This is a genomic window from Bradyrhizobium sp. Bra64 (assembly GCF_024519875.1).
Classification (GTDB): domain Bacteria; phylum Pseudomonadota; class Alphaproteobacteria; order Rhizobiales; family Xanthobacteraceae; genus Bradyrhizobium; species Bradyrhizobium japonicum_G.
On record NZ_JALJRD010000010.1, the window covers coordinates 165,952 to 179,486 of the forward strand.

A 13,535-nucleotide genomic window follows, 5' to 3' on the forward strand; every position below is an offset into this window, starting at 1 on the left:
TCACTGATCCGGGCGGCACGTGCGCCGCCCGGATCAGATCCGGCGATTACAACGTCATCTGCATCGGTTCGGGATAATAGTGGAAGCCGTCGCCGACCTTGGCGACGTGGCCGTAGCCCGGCCAGGCGAAGTGATAGGACATCACGGGGGTCTTGTTGGCCGCAAGCATGGTCAGCAGCTTGACGCGCGATTCAGCCGCCTGCTTCGGGTCTGTGTCATAGGAGAATTCCATCCGCGGCCGCTCGAGCAGCAGCACCGAATGATGCGAGAGGTCGCCGAGGAAGGCGAAGGACTTGCCGGCCGACGAGACCAGGAAGATGTGGTGGCCGACGGTGTGGCCGGGCGCGGCGATCGCCTGGACGCCCGGCAGGAATTCCTGGCCGTCCTTGAAAAACACGATGCGGTCGCGAACCGGCAGCAGGTTCTTGCGGGCGTGGACGATGAAGTCCTTGACCGGGCTGCCGAGCTTGCCCTCGTCGGTCCAGAAATCGAAATCGGTCTGCGAGATATAGATCTGCGCGTTCGGAAACAGCGGCTTGCCGCCCTCGTCCACGATGCCCCCGATGTGATCGATATGGGCATGCGAACAGACCACGGCATCGATATCCCCCGGCTTGATGCCGGCCTCGGTCATGCTCTTCTGCTGCCGGCCGGTGGTGGAGCCGAACAGCTTGGAGCTGCCCATGCCGGTATCGAACAGGATGAGCTTGTCGCCGGTGTTCACGATCGGCGAGTTCTGCTCGAGCACGACATTGTCCGGCGACAGGAAATTGTCGGCCAGCATCTTCTTCACGTCCTCCTTGGGAACGCCGGTGAATGTCCCGGAGGGATCGCCGAGCGGCAGTGGTCCGTCGGAGACGACGGTGATCTCGGCATCGCCGAGAACGAAGCGGTGCCAGTACGGCGTCTGGGTGCCGAGCTTGGGAGCGCGCGCAATTGCGGTGGTGCCGAGCATTGCACTGGCACCGAGGCCGGCGCCGAGCGAGAGCAGGGATCGACGTGAGACGTTGAGTGTCATTCGCTTCCTCCACTTTTTCTTTTGAGCTGCGCGAATTTGTCGCGCGCCATGTTCGGCCTGAGGCCAGCCATGATGCTGCGCCGGTTCAGACAAACCAGCAAGTGGAATTGGTTTGCGGATGATCGCGGCTTGTCAAAGTTGCACGTGCAATTCCGGCGCGCGACAAAGACGCCATTGCCGACGTTGTTCACGGCGTCACGATCGACCAGCGTTGCTGCAACGCAATCAAGGATTGTGTCGCGATTGTGTCTGCCGGCGCGCCCGATACGGCGGGATGGCAGGAATATTCTGGCAGCTGGAATCATTTTACGTCACGGTGGCGCGCGCGTCCGCGCGGCAACTTCGCCTTACGCGATCCGGAGCGTGAGGTCGTTGCCTTCCGCTTCGGCAAAGCCCGCTTGCAGGACCTCTTCGCGCTTGTGGCGCAGATGCGCGCGCAGGATATGCGCGAGCCCGACGCCGTCGCGCCTCTGGAGCGCGTTCAGGATTGCATCATGCTCCTTCACGGCGAGTGCCCAGCGCTGCGGCGTCATCGGCGTGACGTAACGTGCGCGGCGGATGCGCGCGGTCACGGACGCATACAGCCCCGCGAGCGCGGGGTTTCCGGCTGCAGTGACGATGGCTTCGTGAATGGCGCGGTTGCCGCGGTAGTACTGGATCAGGTCACGCTCGCGATAATGCTGCACCATGGCCGCGTGCGCGGCGGCGATCTCGTCGATCCCGGCGTCGGTGATCCGTTCGCAGGCGAGCTCCCCGGCGAGGGCCTCGAGGCCCTGGCAGACCTCGAACAGGTCGCGCATGTCCTTGTCGGTCAGCTTCGCCGCGCGCGAGCCCCGATGCGGCAGCAGCTGCACGAGGCCCTCGGCGGCGAGCACCTTGAGCGCCTCGCGCAGCGGCGTGCGCGAGATCTGCAGCCGCTCGCACAGCTCGCGCTCTGGAATTCGCGCCCCCGGCGGAATTTCGCCGTCGAGCAGGATGGCCCGGATACGGCCGACAACTTCCTCGTGAAGCATGGGTCGGAGGTCCATTTGCATTCAAAACTGAGATTATATGTGAAAGGTTGCAAGTTCCAGCTTGAAAAATGATAATTTTGCATTCAAAAATGTAAAAAAGCAGAAAGGCGTGAGGAAATGGACCAGCAGGTGGGGGCGGAAGACCTCGTTTTCGAGCGCCGGGACGGCATTGGTCGGATCACCTTCAACCGCCCGCAGGCCCGCAATGCCTTCACTTTCGCGATGTACGAGCGGCTCGCCGCGATCTGCGCGGAGGCCAACGACGATCATGCGATCAAGGTGCTGGTGCTGCGCGGAGCCGGCGACAAGGCTTTCGCCTCGGGCACCGACATCAACCAGTTCCGCGAATTCAGGACGCCGCAGGATGCGATCGACTACGAGAACCGCATCGATCGGGTGCTGAGCACGCTCGAGCAGTGCCGGGTGCCGACGATCGCGGCGATCAACGGGTTCTGCACCGGCGGCGGCGCTGGCATCGCCGCTGCCTGTGACCTCCGTATCGGCACAAGAAGCGCGAAAATCGGATTTCCCGTCGCCCGGACGCTCGGCAATTGCCTGTCGATGTCCAATGTCAGCCGTCTCACGGCGCTGATCGGCGCCGCACGCGTCAAAGACCTGATCTTCACCGCGCGTCTCATTGACGCCACCGAGGCTGCAAGCGTCGGGCTGCTCGGCGAGGTCGTCGAGGATGACGCGGCGCTCGAGCGCCGTGCCGACGAAGTCGCGCGGCTGCTCGCCAGCCACGCGCCGCTGACGCTGAACGCGACCAAGCAGGCGGTGGCCCGCCTGCAAAGGCGGCTGACGCGGGACGAGGGCGAAGACCTCATCCTGATGTGTTACACGAGCCAGGATTTTCGCGAAGGGCTCGATGCTTTCCTCACCAAGCGCGCGCCGCAATGGCGCGGTGAATAGGACGGGCCGATGCAGAGCGATCGTTCGCAATCGAACTCCGGCCGTTCGGGGCCGCTGGCCGGCCTCAAGGTCATCGATCTCACCCATGTCATGGCAGGGCCGACCTGCACCTTGATGCTCGCGGACATGGGCGCCGATGTCATCAAGATCGAGAAATGGCCGAATGGCGACGACACCCGCCATTCAGTGCCGCCGAAGATCGGCGACGAGGCGGCCTCCTTCCTGATGATGAACCGCAACAAGCGCGGCATTGTGCTCGATCTCAAGACCGAGGGCGGCAAACAGGTGCTGCGGCGGCTGATCGCGGGCGCCGACGTGCTGGTCGAGAACTTTGCGCCGGGCGCGATGGAGCGCCTCGGCTTCGGCTACGAGGCGCTGCACGCAAAATTCCCGGCGCTGATCTACTGCTCGCTGTCGGGCTTTGGCCGCACTGGTCCCTACAAGCACCGCCGGGGATTCGATCTCGTCGCCCAGGCCATGAGCGGTATCATGAGCTTTACCGGCGAGCGTCCTGACGGCCCGCCCGTCAAATGCGGCCCGCCGCTGTCCGACATCACTGCCGGGCTGCTCGCGAGCATGGGCATCCTCGCTGCCTACACGCATCGTCTCAAGACCGGCGAAGGGCAGTGGGTCGAGACCTCGCTTTTTGAAGCAGCTCTGGTGCAGACCTACTGGCAGTCGACCATCGCGTTGGCCGCGGGCACCGCGCCGCGCGCGATGGGCTCGGCTCATCCGCTCAACGCGCCTTATCAGGCCTTCGAGGCCTCCGATGGCTGGCTCGTGGTCGGCGGCGCCAACAAGAAGCACTGGCTGTTGATGCTGGAAGCGCTGGGTGCGAGCGAGCTTGCATCCGATCCGCGCTTCGTCACCGGCGCCGACCGCATGGCGAACCTGAAGGAGCTCGAGGCGGTCCTGAGCGAGCGCTTCCGCACGAAGTCGCGGGCGCATTGGCTTGCGGCGCTGGACGAGAAGGGCGTGCCCTGCGGCCCCGTCCACGACATGCTGGAGGCGCTGAGCGATCCGCAGACGCTGGCACGCGAGATGGTCGTCGAGGTCGAGCACTCCACGCTCGGCCCGGTGAAGACCATCGGACTGCCCGTCAAATTTTCGGAGACCCCAGGCAAAGTGCGCATCGGCGCGCCGCTCTACGGTGAGCATACAGGCGAGGTGCTGACCGAATACGGGTTCGACCAGACGCAGATCGATGCGCTCGCAAAAGAAGGCGCAATCGTTCTGGCCCCAGACCGGCGCGAGGAACGCGTCGCCTGACCGGACATCGCTACGACAAAGACAAGACAAAACATAAAAAAGCTGGAGGAAATCATGGGTCGGACGTCAACACTTCTACTCTCCGCGGCCGCAGCGATGCTCGCCGGCACGATGCCGGCGCTCTCGGCCTGGCAGCCGCAAAAGCCGATCGAGTTCGTGGCCACTGCCGGGCCGGGCGGCGGCACCGACAATATCGCCCGCGCCGTGCAGAACATCATCACCAAGTACAAGCTGACGGAGCAGCCCATCGTCGTCGTCAACAAGGGCGGCGGCAGCGGCGCCGAAGGCTATGTCTACGGCAAGGCGTCCGCCGGCGATCCCTACAAGGTGATCTTCGGAACGTCGAACGCCTGGCAGCAGCCGCTCGTCTCCAAGGTCGCCTTCAATTACACCGATCTCACCCCGGTCGCGGCGATGGCGCAGGACGAGTTCCTGCTCTGGGTCAAGCAGGATGCCCCCTACAAGACGGCAGGGGATTATCTGAAGGCGGCCGCATCGGGCGAATTCAAGATGGGCGGGGCACAGTCAAAGGACACCGATGAGGTCCTGACCCGCATGATCGAAAAGACCGGTCACGTGAAGCTGACCTACATCCCCTTCAAGAGCGGCGCCGAGACCGCCGTGCAGCTTGCCGGCGGACATCTCGACTCCCACGTCAATAATCCGAGCGAAAGCCTCGGGCAATGGCGCGGCGGCACGCAGCGACCGCTTTGCGTTTTCAGCCCGAAGCGGCTTCCGAAGGGTCCCAAGGTCACCGCGACCGAAGGCTGGAGCGACGTTCCGACCTGTGCCGAGCAGGGGCTCGATATCAAGCAATATGAGCAGCCGCGCACGGTGTGGCTGCCCGGCAAGGTCACGCCGGACCAGGCCGCGTTCTATGTCGATCTCATGAAGAAGGTGCAGGCGACGCCGGAATGGAAGGACTACATCGAGAAGACTTCGCAGGTCGATACGTTCCTGACCGGCGCTGAGCTCGACAAGTTCATCAAGGACGATCTCGAGCACCTCAAGCAGGTTGCGGCCGAGCAGGGTTGGCTCATCAAGTGAGCCGGCCCTGCCAGGCCATGAGATCCCGTCATCTCGCGTTAGGTTGGAGCCGCTGATGATATCGCGCCGCGCTCTCGAACTGGCGACCGCCGTTCTCACCGGCGGCTTCGGTGTCGCTGTCGTCGTGCAGAGCCTCGACAACGGTATCGGCTGGTCGAGTGCGGGCGTCGATTCCGGCACGTTCCCGTTCCTGACCGGGATCATCATCGTTGTCGGCAGTCTCTACAATCTGGTGCGGGGCATGCTGCCGGTCACGACATTGGCGCATGTTCCGATCGCGATCACGCCGATCGAGTTGCGCCGGATTGCCGGCCTGTTCGTACCGGCCGCGATCTTCGTTGCGGCGATCCCGCTGGCGGGGATGTACGTCGCCTCCGCCCTCTATGTCTTCGCGGTGCTGGCAATCCCCAGGCACCAATCCGTACCCCGTGCGCTGGCTATGGCGGCGGCGACGGCGCTCGCGCTCTACGTCGTGTTCGAGCGCATGTTTCAGGTGTCGTTGCCGCACGGCGCGCTCGCCGCCGCGTTCGGGTACTGACGGAGCGCGCGATGGACAATCTCGGGGAACTTCTGCACGGCTTCACCATCGCGGTCACGCTGCCGCATCTGGCGCTGATGGTGGTCGGCGTGCTGCTCGGCATCCTCGTCGGCGTGCTGCCGGGGCTGGGTGCGCCGAACGGAGTGTCACTGCTGCTGCCGCTGACCTTCGGCATGCAGCCGGTGTCGGCGATCATCCTGCTCTCCTGCATGTACTGGGGCGCGCTGTTCGGCGGCTCCGTCACCTCAATCCTGTTCAATATTCCCGGCGAGCCGTCCTCCGTCGCGACCACCTTCGACGGCTACCCGATGGCCCGCGACGGCCGGCCGACGACGGCGCTCGCCACCGCGTTCGGCTCGGCGGCGTTCGGCGCGCTGGTTGGCGTCATCCTGATCACCTTCCTCGCATCCTGGGTGGCGCAGGTCGCGCTTGCCTTCGGGCCGGCGGAGTATTTTGCCGTCTATTTCCTGGCCTTTGCGAGCTTTGTCGGCATGGGCGGCGGCGCGCCGATCAAGACCGTCGTGGCGCTGGCGATCGGCTTTGCCATCGCAGCGATCGGCATCGACACCGTGTCCGGCAGCGTTCGTCTCACCATGGGCGTCGATGAACTGGTCAAGGGCGTGAACTTCGTCGTCGCCGTGATGGGCCTGTTCGGCATCGGCGAGCTGCTGGTTGCTGTCGAGGAGGAGTTTCACGCCCGCGCGGTCTCCTCGAAGATCGATTGGCGCGAGGTGTTTCGCGCGGTCGGCCGCCTGCCGCGGCACAGCATTGCCTTGCTGCGCAGCGCCGCGATCGGGTGCTGGATGGGGATCACGCCGGGCGGCCCGACCGCCGCGTCCTTCATGAGCTATGGCATCGCCCGCCGCTTCTCGCGCCGCGGCCGCTATTTCGGCACCGGAGAGGTCGAGGGCATCATCTCGCCCGAGACCGCCGATCATGCCGCCGGCACCAGCGCATTGCTGCCGATGCTCTCGCTCGGCATTCCCGGCTCGGCCACCGCGGCCGTCATGATGGGCGGGCTGATGATCTGGGGCCTCAATCCCGGGCCGATGCTGTTCGTCGACCAGAAGGACTTCGTCTGGGGCCTGATCGCCTCGATGTATGTCGGCAACATCGTCGCGGTGGCGCTGGTGCTGCTGACCGTGCCGGTCTTTGCCGCCCTGATGCGGATTCCGTTCGTGATCATCGCGCCCCTGATCGTGATCATCTGCGTCGTCGGCGCCTATTCGGTGTCGAACTCTTATCTCGACGTCGTCATGATGCTCGGCTTCGGGATCGTCGGCTATCTCTTCAAGAAGCTGTTCTATCCGCTGGCGCCGCTCGTGCTCGCGATCGTCATCGGCGACAAGGCCGAGGACGCCTTCCGGCAATCGATGCTGATGTCCAGGGGGTCGCTCGGGATCTTCTTTGCGAACAAGCTGGTGACGTGCCTGGTGGTGGCCGGGATCGCGCTGTTGCTGCTTCCGCTGGTGCTGCAGCTTGCGCATCTGTTTCGCAAGCCCGCGCCGTCCACCGATGAGACGACAACCCAAGCGACAGCTCGGCAGAAGGTGACCATATGACCACAAAGCCGCTCATTGCACTGGCGATGGGAGACCCCGCCGGCATCAGCCCGGAGCTGACCGCGAAGCTGGTGGTGCAGGACGATATTCGTGCCCGCTGCCGGATCGTCGTGATCGGTGACCGCCGGATCTTCGACGAAGGCGCGCGCGTCGCCGGCGTCAAGCCGGAGCTGACCATGGTGGAGCAGGGGGCCGACCTTCGGGCGGCGAGGGCGGAGGCGTTGTTCGTCGATCTCGGTCATCTCGATCCCGGGGACGTCGAACCGAAAGCTGCGACCCTTGCCGGTGGACAATTCGCCATGGCCAATTACAAGCACGCGCTCGAGCTTGGTCGCGACGCACGCGCCGATGCGGTCTGCTTCACGCCGTTCAACAAGCAGGCGATGCGGCTCGCCCGCGCCGGCTATGACGACGAGATCGCGTTCTCCGCGGAGGTGGCCGGATTGAAGACCCCCGCAAGCGAATTCAACGTGCTCGGCGATCTCTGGAATGCGCGTGTCACCTCGCACATTCCGCTGAGGGATGTCGCCGCAACGCTGTCCGGCGAGCGCATCCTCCGTGCGCTCAAGCTGACGGACGCCTGCATGCGCAACGCCGGTTTCGCGCGGCCGCGGATCGCGGTCGCCGGGCTCAATCCGCACGCCGGCGATGGCGGTAATTTCGGCCGCGAAGAGATCGACATCATCGCGCCGGTGGTCGTGGCCGGCCAGCGCGAGGACATCGCCGTCGAGGGACCGTTTCCCGCCGACACGGTGTTCCTGCGTGCCAAGGGCGGCGCCTTCGATGCGGTGCTGACGATGTATCACGACCAGGGCCAGATCGCGATGAAGCTGATGGGCTTCGATCGCGGCGTGACCTTGCTCGGCGGCTTCCCTTTCCCGATCTGCACGCCCGCGCACGGCACCGCCTACGACATCGCAGGCCAGGGCATCGCGTCGATCGGCGCCAGCCGCGCCGCGGTGTTGCTCGCGGCGGGAATGGCGGCGCGTCGCGCCACGTAATCTGGCGCTACTTCGGGAGAGGCATCGTCAGCTCCTTGTCGGCGGTATCCACCACGAACACGGCCAGCAGCTTCGCAGGCTCGGTATCGCTGGCATTGGCGCTGACGGCATGGCGATCGCCCGGCCGTTCGGAAAAGTTCTCTCCCTTGCGAAAGACCTTGGCAGGACCGTCATTGACCTGGCTGCGGATCGCGCCTTCCAGCACCGTGGCATAGATGAAGGCCGAGGGCGCATGAATGTGGGCCGGCGAGGAGCCTCCAGGACCATACTCGACCAGCACGCCCTTCATGCTCTTGCCCGGGACATTGGGCAGCGGCTGGTCGAATACGACCGACACCTTTGCCAAGGGGGCTGCCGGCTCGGCCGCATGGGCGGCCAGGACAGAGGCGGCATAGACAGCCGTTGCGATCATCAATCTACGCATGGGGATGTCCTTCTCGGAGGTTCGCGAGCCAGGTGGCGAGCGGGATTTTCCCGAGCCGCGCCTCGCCGAGCGGGTTCAGCGAGGTGTCGTCAATGAGCGCGCCGTAATAGGGCGCGTTCGCATCGCCCACCACCGGGCGGGCGTCGCCGGAGGCCATCAGGCGGCGTGCGATAAATTCGTTAAAGGGCGCCTTCTCGGGCCCCGCGATATCGATCGTGCCGTTGAGGGGCTGGTCCGTTGCGACCTCCGCGAGGCGCTCGGCGACGTCCTCGGCCGCGATCGGCTGGAACAGTGCCGACGGGACGACGATCCTGCTGCCGCTCAACCCCGTCTCCGCAATGGCGCCGAGGAATTCGAAAAATTGCGTGGCGCGGACGATCGAGTAGGGGACCGGAGACGACTTGATGATCGTCTCCTGCGCCAGCTTGGCGCGAAAATAGGAATTGTCTGGCGACCGTTCGGTCCCGACGATCGACAGCGCCACGTGATGTTTCACGGCCGCTGCCGCCTCGGCCGCGGCGAGGTTCTTGCTCGAACGCTGGAAGAAATCGAGCACGGCGGCGGGCTCCCAGGACGGGGCGTTGGCAACATCGACGACAACGTCGGCGCCCTTCAGCGCTGCTGCCAGGCCTTCGCCGGTGACGGCGTTCACGCCCGATTTCGGCGAGGCGGCCACGGCCTCGTGGCCGCGGTCGTTGAGCTTCGCCACGAGCTTGGACCCGATCAAGCCGGTCCCGCCGATTACGACAATCTTCATGGCCTATCTCCTCGGCACGTTGCGGGCGCGAGCTTCTCAGGGTCGACGCGCCGCGCGTCGCGAAAGTGATGCGGCGCGACTCTTACCCAGGAAATGGGGCAGGCTCTTGCCTGTAACCGCCGTGCCTTGCCGGAAAATGCTCAAGACGTAGCCGAATGATCTTCATCCAACGACCGATAGGTAAAGCTGCGTATCGAAATAGTCCGACGCGCGGAGCGCGCCGCTGACACCGGCATCCGCCATGGATGCTCCCTAGGTTGCAGTACGTCCTTCTTGTTGGCGTTCGGCACCAATCGGCATTCGCACCACGCAGCGGAATCCGACATGGCTGGTCGAGGTATCCACCGGTTCGGCATGGCGCGCGGCGGGGCGATAACGGCGGCAATAGTTCGGCGCGCAGAGATGCGAGCCGCCCTTGAGGACCTTGCGGGGAATCCGGACGTCGGGCAGGGCAGGGTCGTAGCTTGCGCTCTCGCGCCCGCCGCGAGGGTTCTTCGGGATGCAGCAGGGCTTCGCAGTGTCGACCTGATGCCTCGCCGACCACCAGTCGGAGGTCCATTCCCAGACATTGCCGATCATGTCGTAGAGGCCGTAAGCGTTCGGCGGGAAGGCCATGACCGGCGAGGTACGCTCATACCCATCCTCGCCGAGATTCTGGACGGGAAAGTTTCCCTGCCAGATATTGGCCATGTGCTTGCCACCCGGCATCAGCACGTCGCCCCAGGCGAACTCCTCCGCCTCCAGGCCGCCGCGCGCGGCGAACTCCCATTCCGCCTCCGTCGGCAGGTCCTTGCCGGCCCAGCGCGCATACGCTGCCGCATCGCTGAAGGAGACGTGGACGACGGGATGGTCGTCGAGGTCCTTGATGTTGCTGCCGGGACCATAGGGATGGCGCCAGTTGGCGCCGCGCAGGAAAGTCCACCACTGGCTCCAGTCGGCGAGATCGGTGATGCGCGGCAGCGGCGAGAACACCAGCGATCCCGCGTACAGCATCTCCTTCAGTGCGCCGGGGTAGTCCCTGGGATCGGGAACGATTTGCGCCTCGGTCACATGACCGGTCGCGTTGACGAACTGCTTGAACTGCCGGTTGGTGATGGGCGTACGGTCGATCCAGAAGCCGTCGACAGCGACGCGATGACTCGGCGCCTCCTCGGGATAATGATGGTCGGATCCCATGCGAAAGGTTCCGCCGGGAATGAAGACCATTTCGCCGGTCTTCACGTCATCCGGCAACCATTCGCAGTGATCCAGATCCGCCCGCAGCATGGTGGAAACTCCGATACTCGCGTTTCCACCTGACGCTACGGCGAAGATTTTGGCAGAGGCTGGAGACGGCCCATTGCCTGGTATGTTGGACGCATTGTCTGGTCCCCTCTTTTTTGGCGCTCGGAGGAGAGCACGACGCTTCATTGCGTCAGTGTCATTTTCCTATCGCGCGCACGAGTTTGTGCACGCGGCAAATCCCTGCCGCCTGCGCTCCGCCATCCGCAGAGCGCTTTCGATCGATCTCGCTGAGGTTGAAAACGGTATCGGAAGATTGGCCGGTTGTGATGTGCAGTTTGTGCCAGTACGCAGGGGCAATGGGTGAGACTTAACGACCCATCGCCAAAGACCCACGGAATTGCGATGCAATGCAGTGAATTTTACCTGCCGGATTTCGACAGTGTTTGCCTCGAAATGCGAAGTCAGCTTGTCGTACCCGCTTCGCGTTGTGGTGGTATTTGGCTGCCGCCTGCCGCAGAATTGTCGCGCTTCAGTAACAGGGTACAGCCATGGGGCAATTCCTTCTGGTTGATTCGCGCAAGCTGGACGGTTTCGAAGGACTTCACCAGGCCGTCCACGGCTCGCATGTCGACGTGATGCAGCTCGGCCGCGGTCGGCTGCGCGGGACGTTGTCCCATGTCGGCATCGGCGATTTCTCGCTCAGCATCGGCGCCTTCAACGTCGGCATGCGCACGCAGCGCGTCGCCAGCGACGACAAGCTGATCGTCGGGATGCTGCTCGCCGCCGAAGAGCGCGTCGCCCATTGGTCGTTCGACATGAAGCTCAACGATGTGCTCGTGATTCCGCCGCTGCTCGAGCATGACGGTGTCTTTCACGGCCCATCCGCTTACGCCGCGATGCGCTTCGACCTCACGGAGGTCGCATCCCTGTTCGGTGGCGAAGCGAGGCTGAGCGATCCCGACAGCTGGCGCAGCCGCGGTCATTTCCGGGCGGACCTCGAGACCGGCGCGATCGCCTCGCGCCGGCTGATCCGGATCATGTCGCATCTGCGCGAAAACAAATACGGACTGACGCCGTCGAGCGCCGACTTCTGGAAGCGATCGATTGTCGAGTGCATGGCGGCCAACGTCATGTCGTCACTGCCGCCCGACGATGGCGGCTGGCTGCCCTCGGCAAGGCGGCTGATCCGCCGGGTTGAGGAGTATCTGGACGAGGCGGGCACGCGACCGGTACATGTGTCGGAGATCTGTGCGGCGTTGGGCGTATCGCGGCGCACCTTGCATCGCGCCTTTCAAGAGGTGTTCGGCCTCGGCCCGGTCAGCTTCCTCAGGCACAAGCGGCTATGCGCCGTTCATTCGATCCTGCACGAGAGCGCTCCTGGCTCGACGACCGTGGCGGCGGTCGCGATGCAGCAGGGCTTCTACGAGCTCGGACGGTTCTCGCAATACTACCTTGCGATGTTCGGGGAGCGTCCGTCGCAGACGCTCGGAATTGCGACACTGCAAGCAGCTGGAAACGACCTCGCCAGAGCCTAGCGCTCTCGGTTGCGAACGACGCCATGACGGCAGGAGGCCGCTGTCTTGCCCGACGCGTCAAATGGCGAACGAAAAACGTCGGGAAACAATCCTGTAGCTACTGTGCATGGGGTTGTTTTCACGGTTTTGTCTTGGACAGGCCGGCTGGCCCCAGTCTCACGCCCCGCAGACGATCACGCCGTACCAGCCCAGGCCCCGATAGGTCTCGTAGCCCGGCGTCGCATGGAAGGCGACCAGCGTGCCGGAACGGTCCTGGTAGAAGCCGGAGCGCTGGCCGTCCAGCGCGAGCGAGATGCGCTCGCTGAGGATGCCTTGGCCGTCGGAGGCTGCGATCACGCGAAAATTCGAGTCGACCAGCAGCACGCGGGCCTTGTCGCTGTCGCCGACGCGCACGCCTTGCACGATGGCGCGGGCCTGCGCCTCCCAGTCGAAATGGATGGCGAGCACGCCGATCGGCGCGCCGTTGGCCTGGCCGCCGGCGCGGACGCTGGCGCAATAGGTCGCGACCTGCGCATTGCCGAGGAGCGGCTGGTTCTCGACGTCGCCGGCGACATAGTCGTCGCCGGAGCGCAGGGCCTTCGCCTCGCGAAACCATTTGGTATGGGCGACGTTCTGGCCGACGGCGCGAAAGCGGTCGGCGCGGCCGTTGGCGATGACGTTGCCGTCGAGGTCGCAGAGCCAGAGGTCGAGATAGACGGTGTAGGCCGCGAGGATCACGCCGAGACGCTGCGAGGCATGGGAGACGGCGGCCGCGCTCGGCGAGGCCGCGCAATCGACCACGGCGGAATCGGTCGCCCACCAGCGCACGTCGCAGGTGCGTTCATAGAGGTTGCGGTCGATCAGCTCGATGGCGTTGAGCGACAGGTCGACCATGCGCTCGCCGCGCGAGCGCTGGCTCATGCGGTCGATCGAGGCGACGAGATCGCCGGTGCGTTTGGTCAGCTGGGTTTCGAGCTCGCGTGCGATGGTCTCGACCTGCTGGCCGACGCCGCGCACCTCCTGCGCCACCACCGCAAAGCCCGCGCCTTGGGCGCCGGCGCGCGAGCTTTCGATCAGCGCATTGAGCGCCAGCATCTTCATCTGGTTGGTGATCTGCTGGATCGACTTGGTCTTGTCGACCGCGATCTGGTTGACCTCCGCGGTGAGGCGGTTGATCAGAGCCGAGATATCGGAATCGTCATCATCGGGTTCGGTAGTGATCGGCTTGGCTTTCAGACCCAGCGCAGCAGACATCG

At 64.6% G+C, this 13,535-nt stretch carries 14 protein-coding genes; 7 read left to right on the forward strand and 7 right to left on the reverse strand.

The window, feature by feature from the left end; genetic code table 11:
- Positions 1-46: 46 nt before the first annotated feature.
- The 3 genes from NR187_RS25585 to NR187_RS25595 are packed head-to-tail and all read right to left on the reverse strand — an operon-like array spanning position 47 to position 2,031.
- Entirely contained in the window at positions 47-1,018 is a 972-nt protein-coding gene (locus NR187_RS25585; protein ID WP_256808069.1) for an MBL fold metallo-hydrolase, read from the reverse strand.
- The gene (locus NR187_RS25590) at positions 1,015-1,323 is read right to left on the reverse strand and encodes a hypothetical protein (RefSeq protein WP_256808070.1); all 309 of its coding nucleotides are present in this window, start codon (positions 1,321-1,323) and stop codon (positions 1,015-1,017) included. The genes NR187_RS25585 and NR187_RS25590 overlap by 4 nt, the downstream gene beginning before the upstream one ends.
- 42 nt (positions 1,324-1,365) lie before the next feature.
- Positions 1,366-2,031, reverse strand: a complete 666-nt coding sequence (locus NR187_RS25595) for a GntR family transcriptional regulator (protein ID WP_249129333.1) — start codon at positions 2,029-2,031, stop codon at positions 1,366-1,368.
- A 117-nt stretch (positions 2,032-2,148) separates the two neighbouring features.
- Between NR187_RS25595 and NR187_RS25600 the strand changes: the two genes are divergently transcribed.
- From NR187_RS25600 to NR187_RS25625, 6 genes are read left to right on the forward strand one after another with little or no spacing between them, the layout of a single operon-like run.
- Positions 2,149-2,943 carry an enoyl-CoA hydratase/isomerase family protein gene (locus NR187_RS25600; protein ID WP_211385663.1) on the forward strand — a complete coding sequence of 265 codons (795 nt, stop codon included), beginning with the start codon at positions 2,149-2,151 and terminating at the stop codon, positions 2,941-2,943.
- Between the two features lie 9 nt (positions 2,944-2,952).
- Complete coding sequence (locus tag NR187_RS25605; RefSeq protein ID WP_256808074.1) at positions 2,953-4,212, forward strand: CaiB/BaiF CoA-transferase family protein; 1,260 nt, start codon at positions 2,953-2,955, stop codon at positions 4,210-4,212.
- A 54-nt stretch (positions 4,213-4,266) separates the two neighbouring features.
- Positions 4,267-5,259: a tripartite tricarboxylate transporter substrate binding protein gene (locus NR187_RS25610; RefSeq protein ID WP_256808075.1), complete on the forward strand. Its 993-nt coding sequence runs from the start codon at positions 4,267-4,269 to the stop codon at positions 5,257-5,259.
- 55 nt (positions 5,260-5,314) lie between these two features.
- Entirely contained in the window at positions 5,315-5,797 is a 483-nt protein-coding gene (locus tag NR187_RS25615) for a tripartite tricarboxylate transporter TctB family protein (RefSeq protein ID WP_256808076.1), read from the forward strand.
- Between the two features lie 11 nt (positions 5,798-5,808).
- Positions 5,809-7,359 carry a tripartite tricarboxylate transporter permease gene (locus NR187_RS25620; RefSeq protein ID WP_211385671.1) on the forward strand — a complete coding sequence of 517 codons (1,551 nt, stop codon included), beginning with the start codon at positions 5,809-5,811 and terminating at the stop codon, positions 7,357-7,359.
- On the forward strand, positions 7,356-8,360 hold the full coding sequence (locus NR187_RS25625; RefSeq protein ID WP_256808080.1) for a 4-hydroxythreonine-4-phosphate dehydrogenase PdxA: 1,005 nt from the start codon (positions 7,356-7,358) through the stop codon (positions 8,358-8,360). Before NR187_RS25620 ends, NR187_RS25625 begins: the two co-directional genes overlap by 4 nt.
- Before the next feature lie 7 nt (positions 8,361-8,367).
- Here the strand turns inward: NR187_RS25625 and NR187_RS25630 are convergent, their stop codons facing one another.
- From NR187_RS25630 to NR187_RS25640, 3 genes are all read right to left on the reverse strand, one after another.
- The gene (locus tag NR187_RS25630) at positions 8,368-8,784 is read right to left on the reverse strand and encodes a cupin domain-containing protein (RefSeq protein ID WP_211385673.1); all 417 of its coding nucleotides are present in this window, start codon (positions 8,782-8,784) and stop codon (positions 8,368-8,370) included.
- Positions 8,777-9,541 (reverse strand): SDR family oxidoreductase, encoded by a 765-nt coding sequence (locus tag NR187_RS25635; RefSeq protein WP_256808083.1) that lies wholly within the window; start codon positions 9,539-9,541, stop codon positions 8,777-8,779. Before NR187_RS25635 ends, NR187_RS25630 begins: the two co-directional genes overlap by 8 nt.
- Before the next feature lie 252 nt (positions 9,542-9,793).
- Entirely contained in the window at positions 9,794-10,807 is a 1,014-nt protein-coding gene (locus NR187_RS25640; protein WP_256808085.1) for a formylglycine-generating enzyme family protein, read from the reverse strand.
- A gap of 506 nt (positions 10,808-11,313) precedes the next feature.
- On the opposite strand from NR187_RS25640, the gene NR187_RS25645 reads away from it, so the two are divergent.
- Positions 11,314-12,300: a helix-turn-helix domain-containing protein gene (locus NR187_RS25645; protein ID WP_256808086.1), complete on the forward strand. Its 987-nt coding sequence runs from the start codon at positions 11,314-11,316 to the stop codon at positions 12,298-12,300.
- Positions 12,301-12,456: 156 nt separating this feature from the next.
- On the opposite strand, the gene NR187_RS25650 is transcribed toward NR187_RS25645, so the two are convergent.
- Entirely contained in the window at positions 12,457-13,533 is a 1,077-nt protein-coding gene (locus NR187_RS25650) for a methyl-accepting chemotaxis protein (RefSeq protein ID WP_256808087.1), read from the reverse strand.
- Positions 13,534-13,535 lie beyond the last annotated feature (2 nt).

What these genes read in the sequence shown, in the direction of transcription:
- NR187_RS25605 (WP_256808074.1), top strand. Translation starts at nt 2,953, where the DNA reads ATGCAGAGCGATCGTTCGCAATCGAACTCCGGCCGTTCGGGGCCGCTG.
- NR187_RS25620 (WP_211385671.1), top strand. Translation starts at nt 5,809, where the DNA reads ATGGACAATCTCGGGGAACTTCTGCACGGCTTCACCATCGCGGTCACG.
- NR187_RS25625 (WP_256808080.1), top strand. Translation starts at nt 7,356, where the DNA reads ATGACCACAAAGCCGCTCATTGCACTGGCGATGGGAGACCCCGCCGGC.
- NR187_RS25600 (WP_211385663.1), top strand. Translation starts at nt 2,149, where the DNA reads ATGGACCAGCAGGTGGGGGCGGAAGACCTCGTTTTCGAGCGCCGGGAC.
- NR187_RS25635 (WP_256808083.1), bottom strand. Translation starts at nt 9,541, where the DNA reads ATGAAGATTGTCGTAATCGGCGGGACCGGCTTGATCGGGTCCAAGCTC.
- NR187_RS25630 (WP_211385673.1), bottom strand. Translation starts at nt 8,784, where the DNA reads ATGCGTAGATTGATGATCGCAACGGCTGTCTATGCCGCCTCTGTCCTG.
- NR187_RS25645 (WP_256808086.1), top strand. Translation starts at nt 11,314, where the DNA reads ATGGGGCAATTCCTTCTGGTTGATTCGCGCAAGCTGGACGGTTTCGAA.
- NR187_RS25590 (WP_256808070.1), bottom strand. Translation starts at nt 1,323, where the DNA reads ATGATTCCAGCTGCCAGAATATTCCTGCCATCCCGCCGTATCGGGCGC.
- NR187_RS25640 (WP_256808085.1), bottom strand. Translation starts at nt 10,807, where the DNA reads ATGCTGCGGGCGGATCTGGATCACTGCGAATGGTTGCCGGATGACGTG.
- NR187_RS25610 (WP_256808075.1), top strand. Translation starts at nt 4,267, where the DNA reads ATGGGTCGGACGTCAACACTTCTACTCTCCGCGGCCGCAGCGATGCTC.
- NR187_RS25615 (WP_256808076.1), top strand. Translation starts at nt 5,315, where the DNA reads ATGATATCGCGCCGCGCTCTCGAACTGGCGACCGCCGTTCTCACCGGC.
- NR187_RS25595 (WP_249129333.1), bottom strand. Translation starts at nt 2,031, where the DNA reads ATGCTTCACGAGGAAGTTGTCGGCCGTATCCGGGCCATCCTGCTCGAC.
- NR187_RS25585 (WP_256808069.1), bottom strand. Translation starts at nt 1,018, where the DNA reads ATGACACTCAACGTCTCACGTCGATCCCTGCTCTCGCTCGGCGCCGGC.
- NR187_RS25650 (WP_256808087.1), bottom strand. Translation starts at nt 13,533, where the DNA reads ATGTCTGCTGCGCTGGGTCTGAAAGCCAAGCCGATCACTACCGAACCC.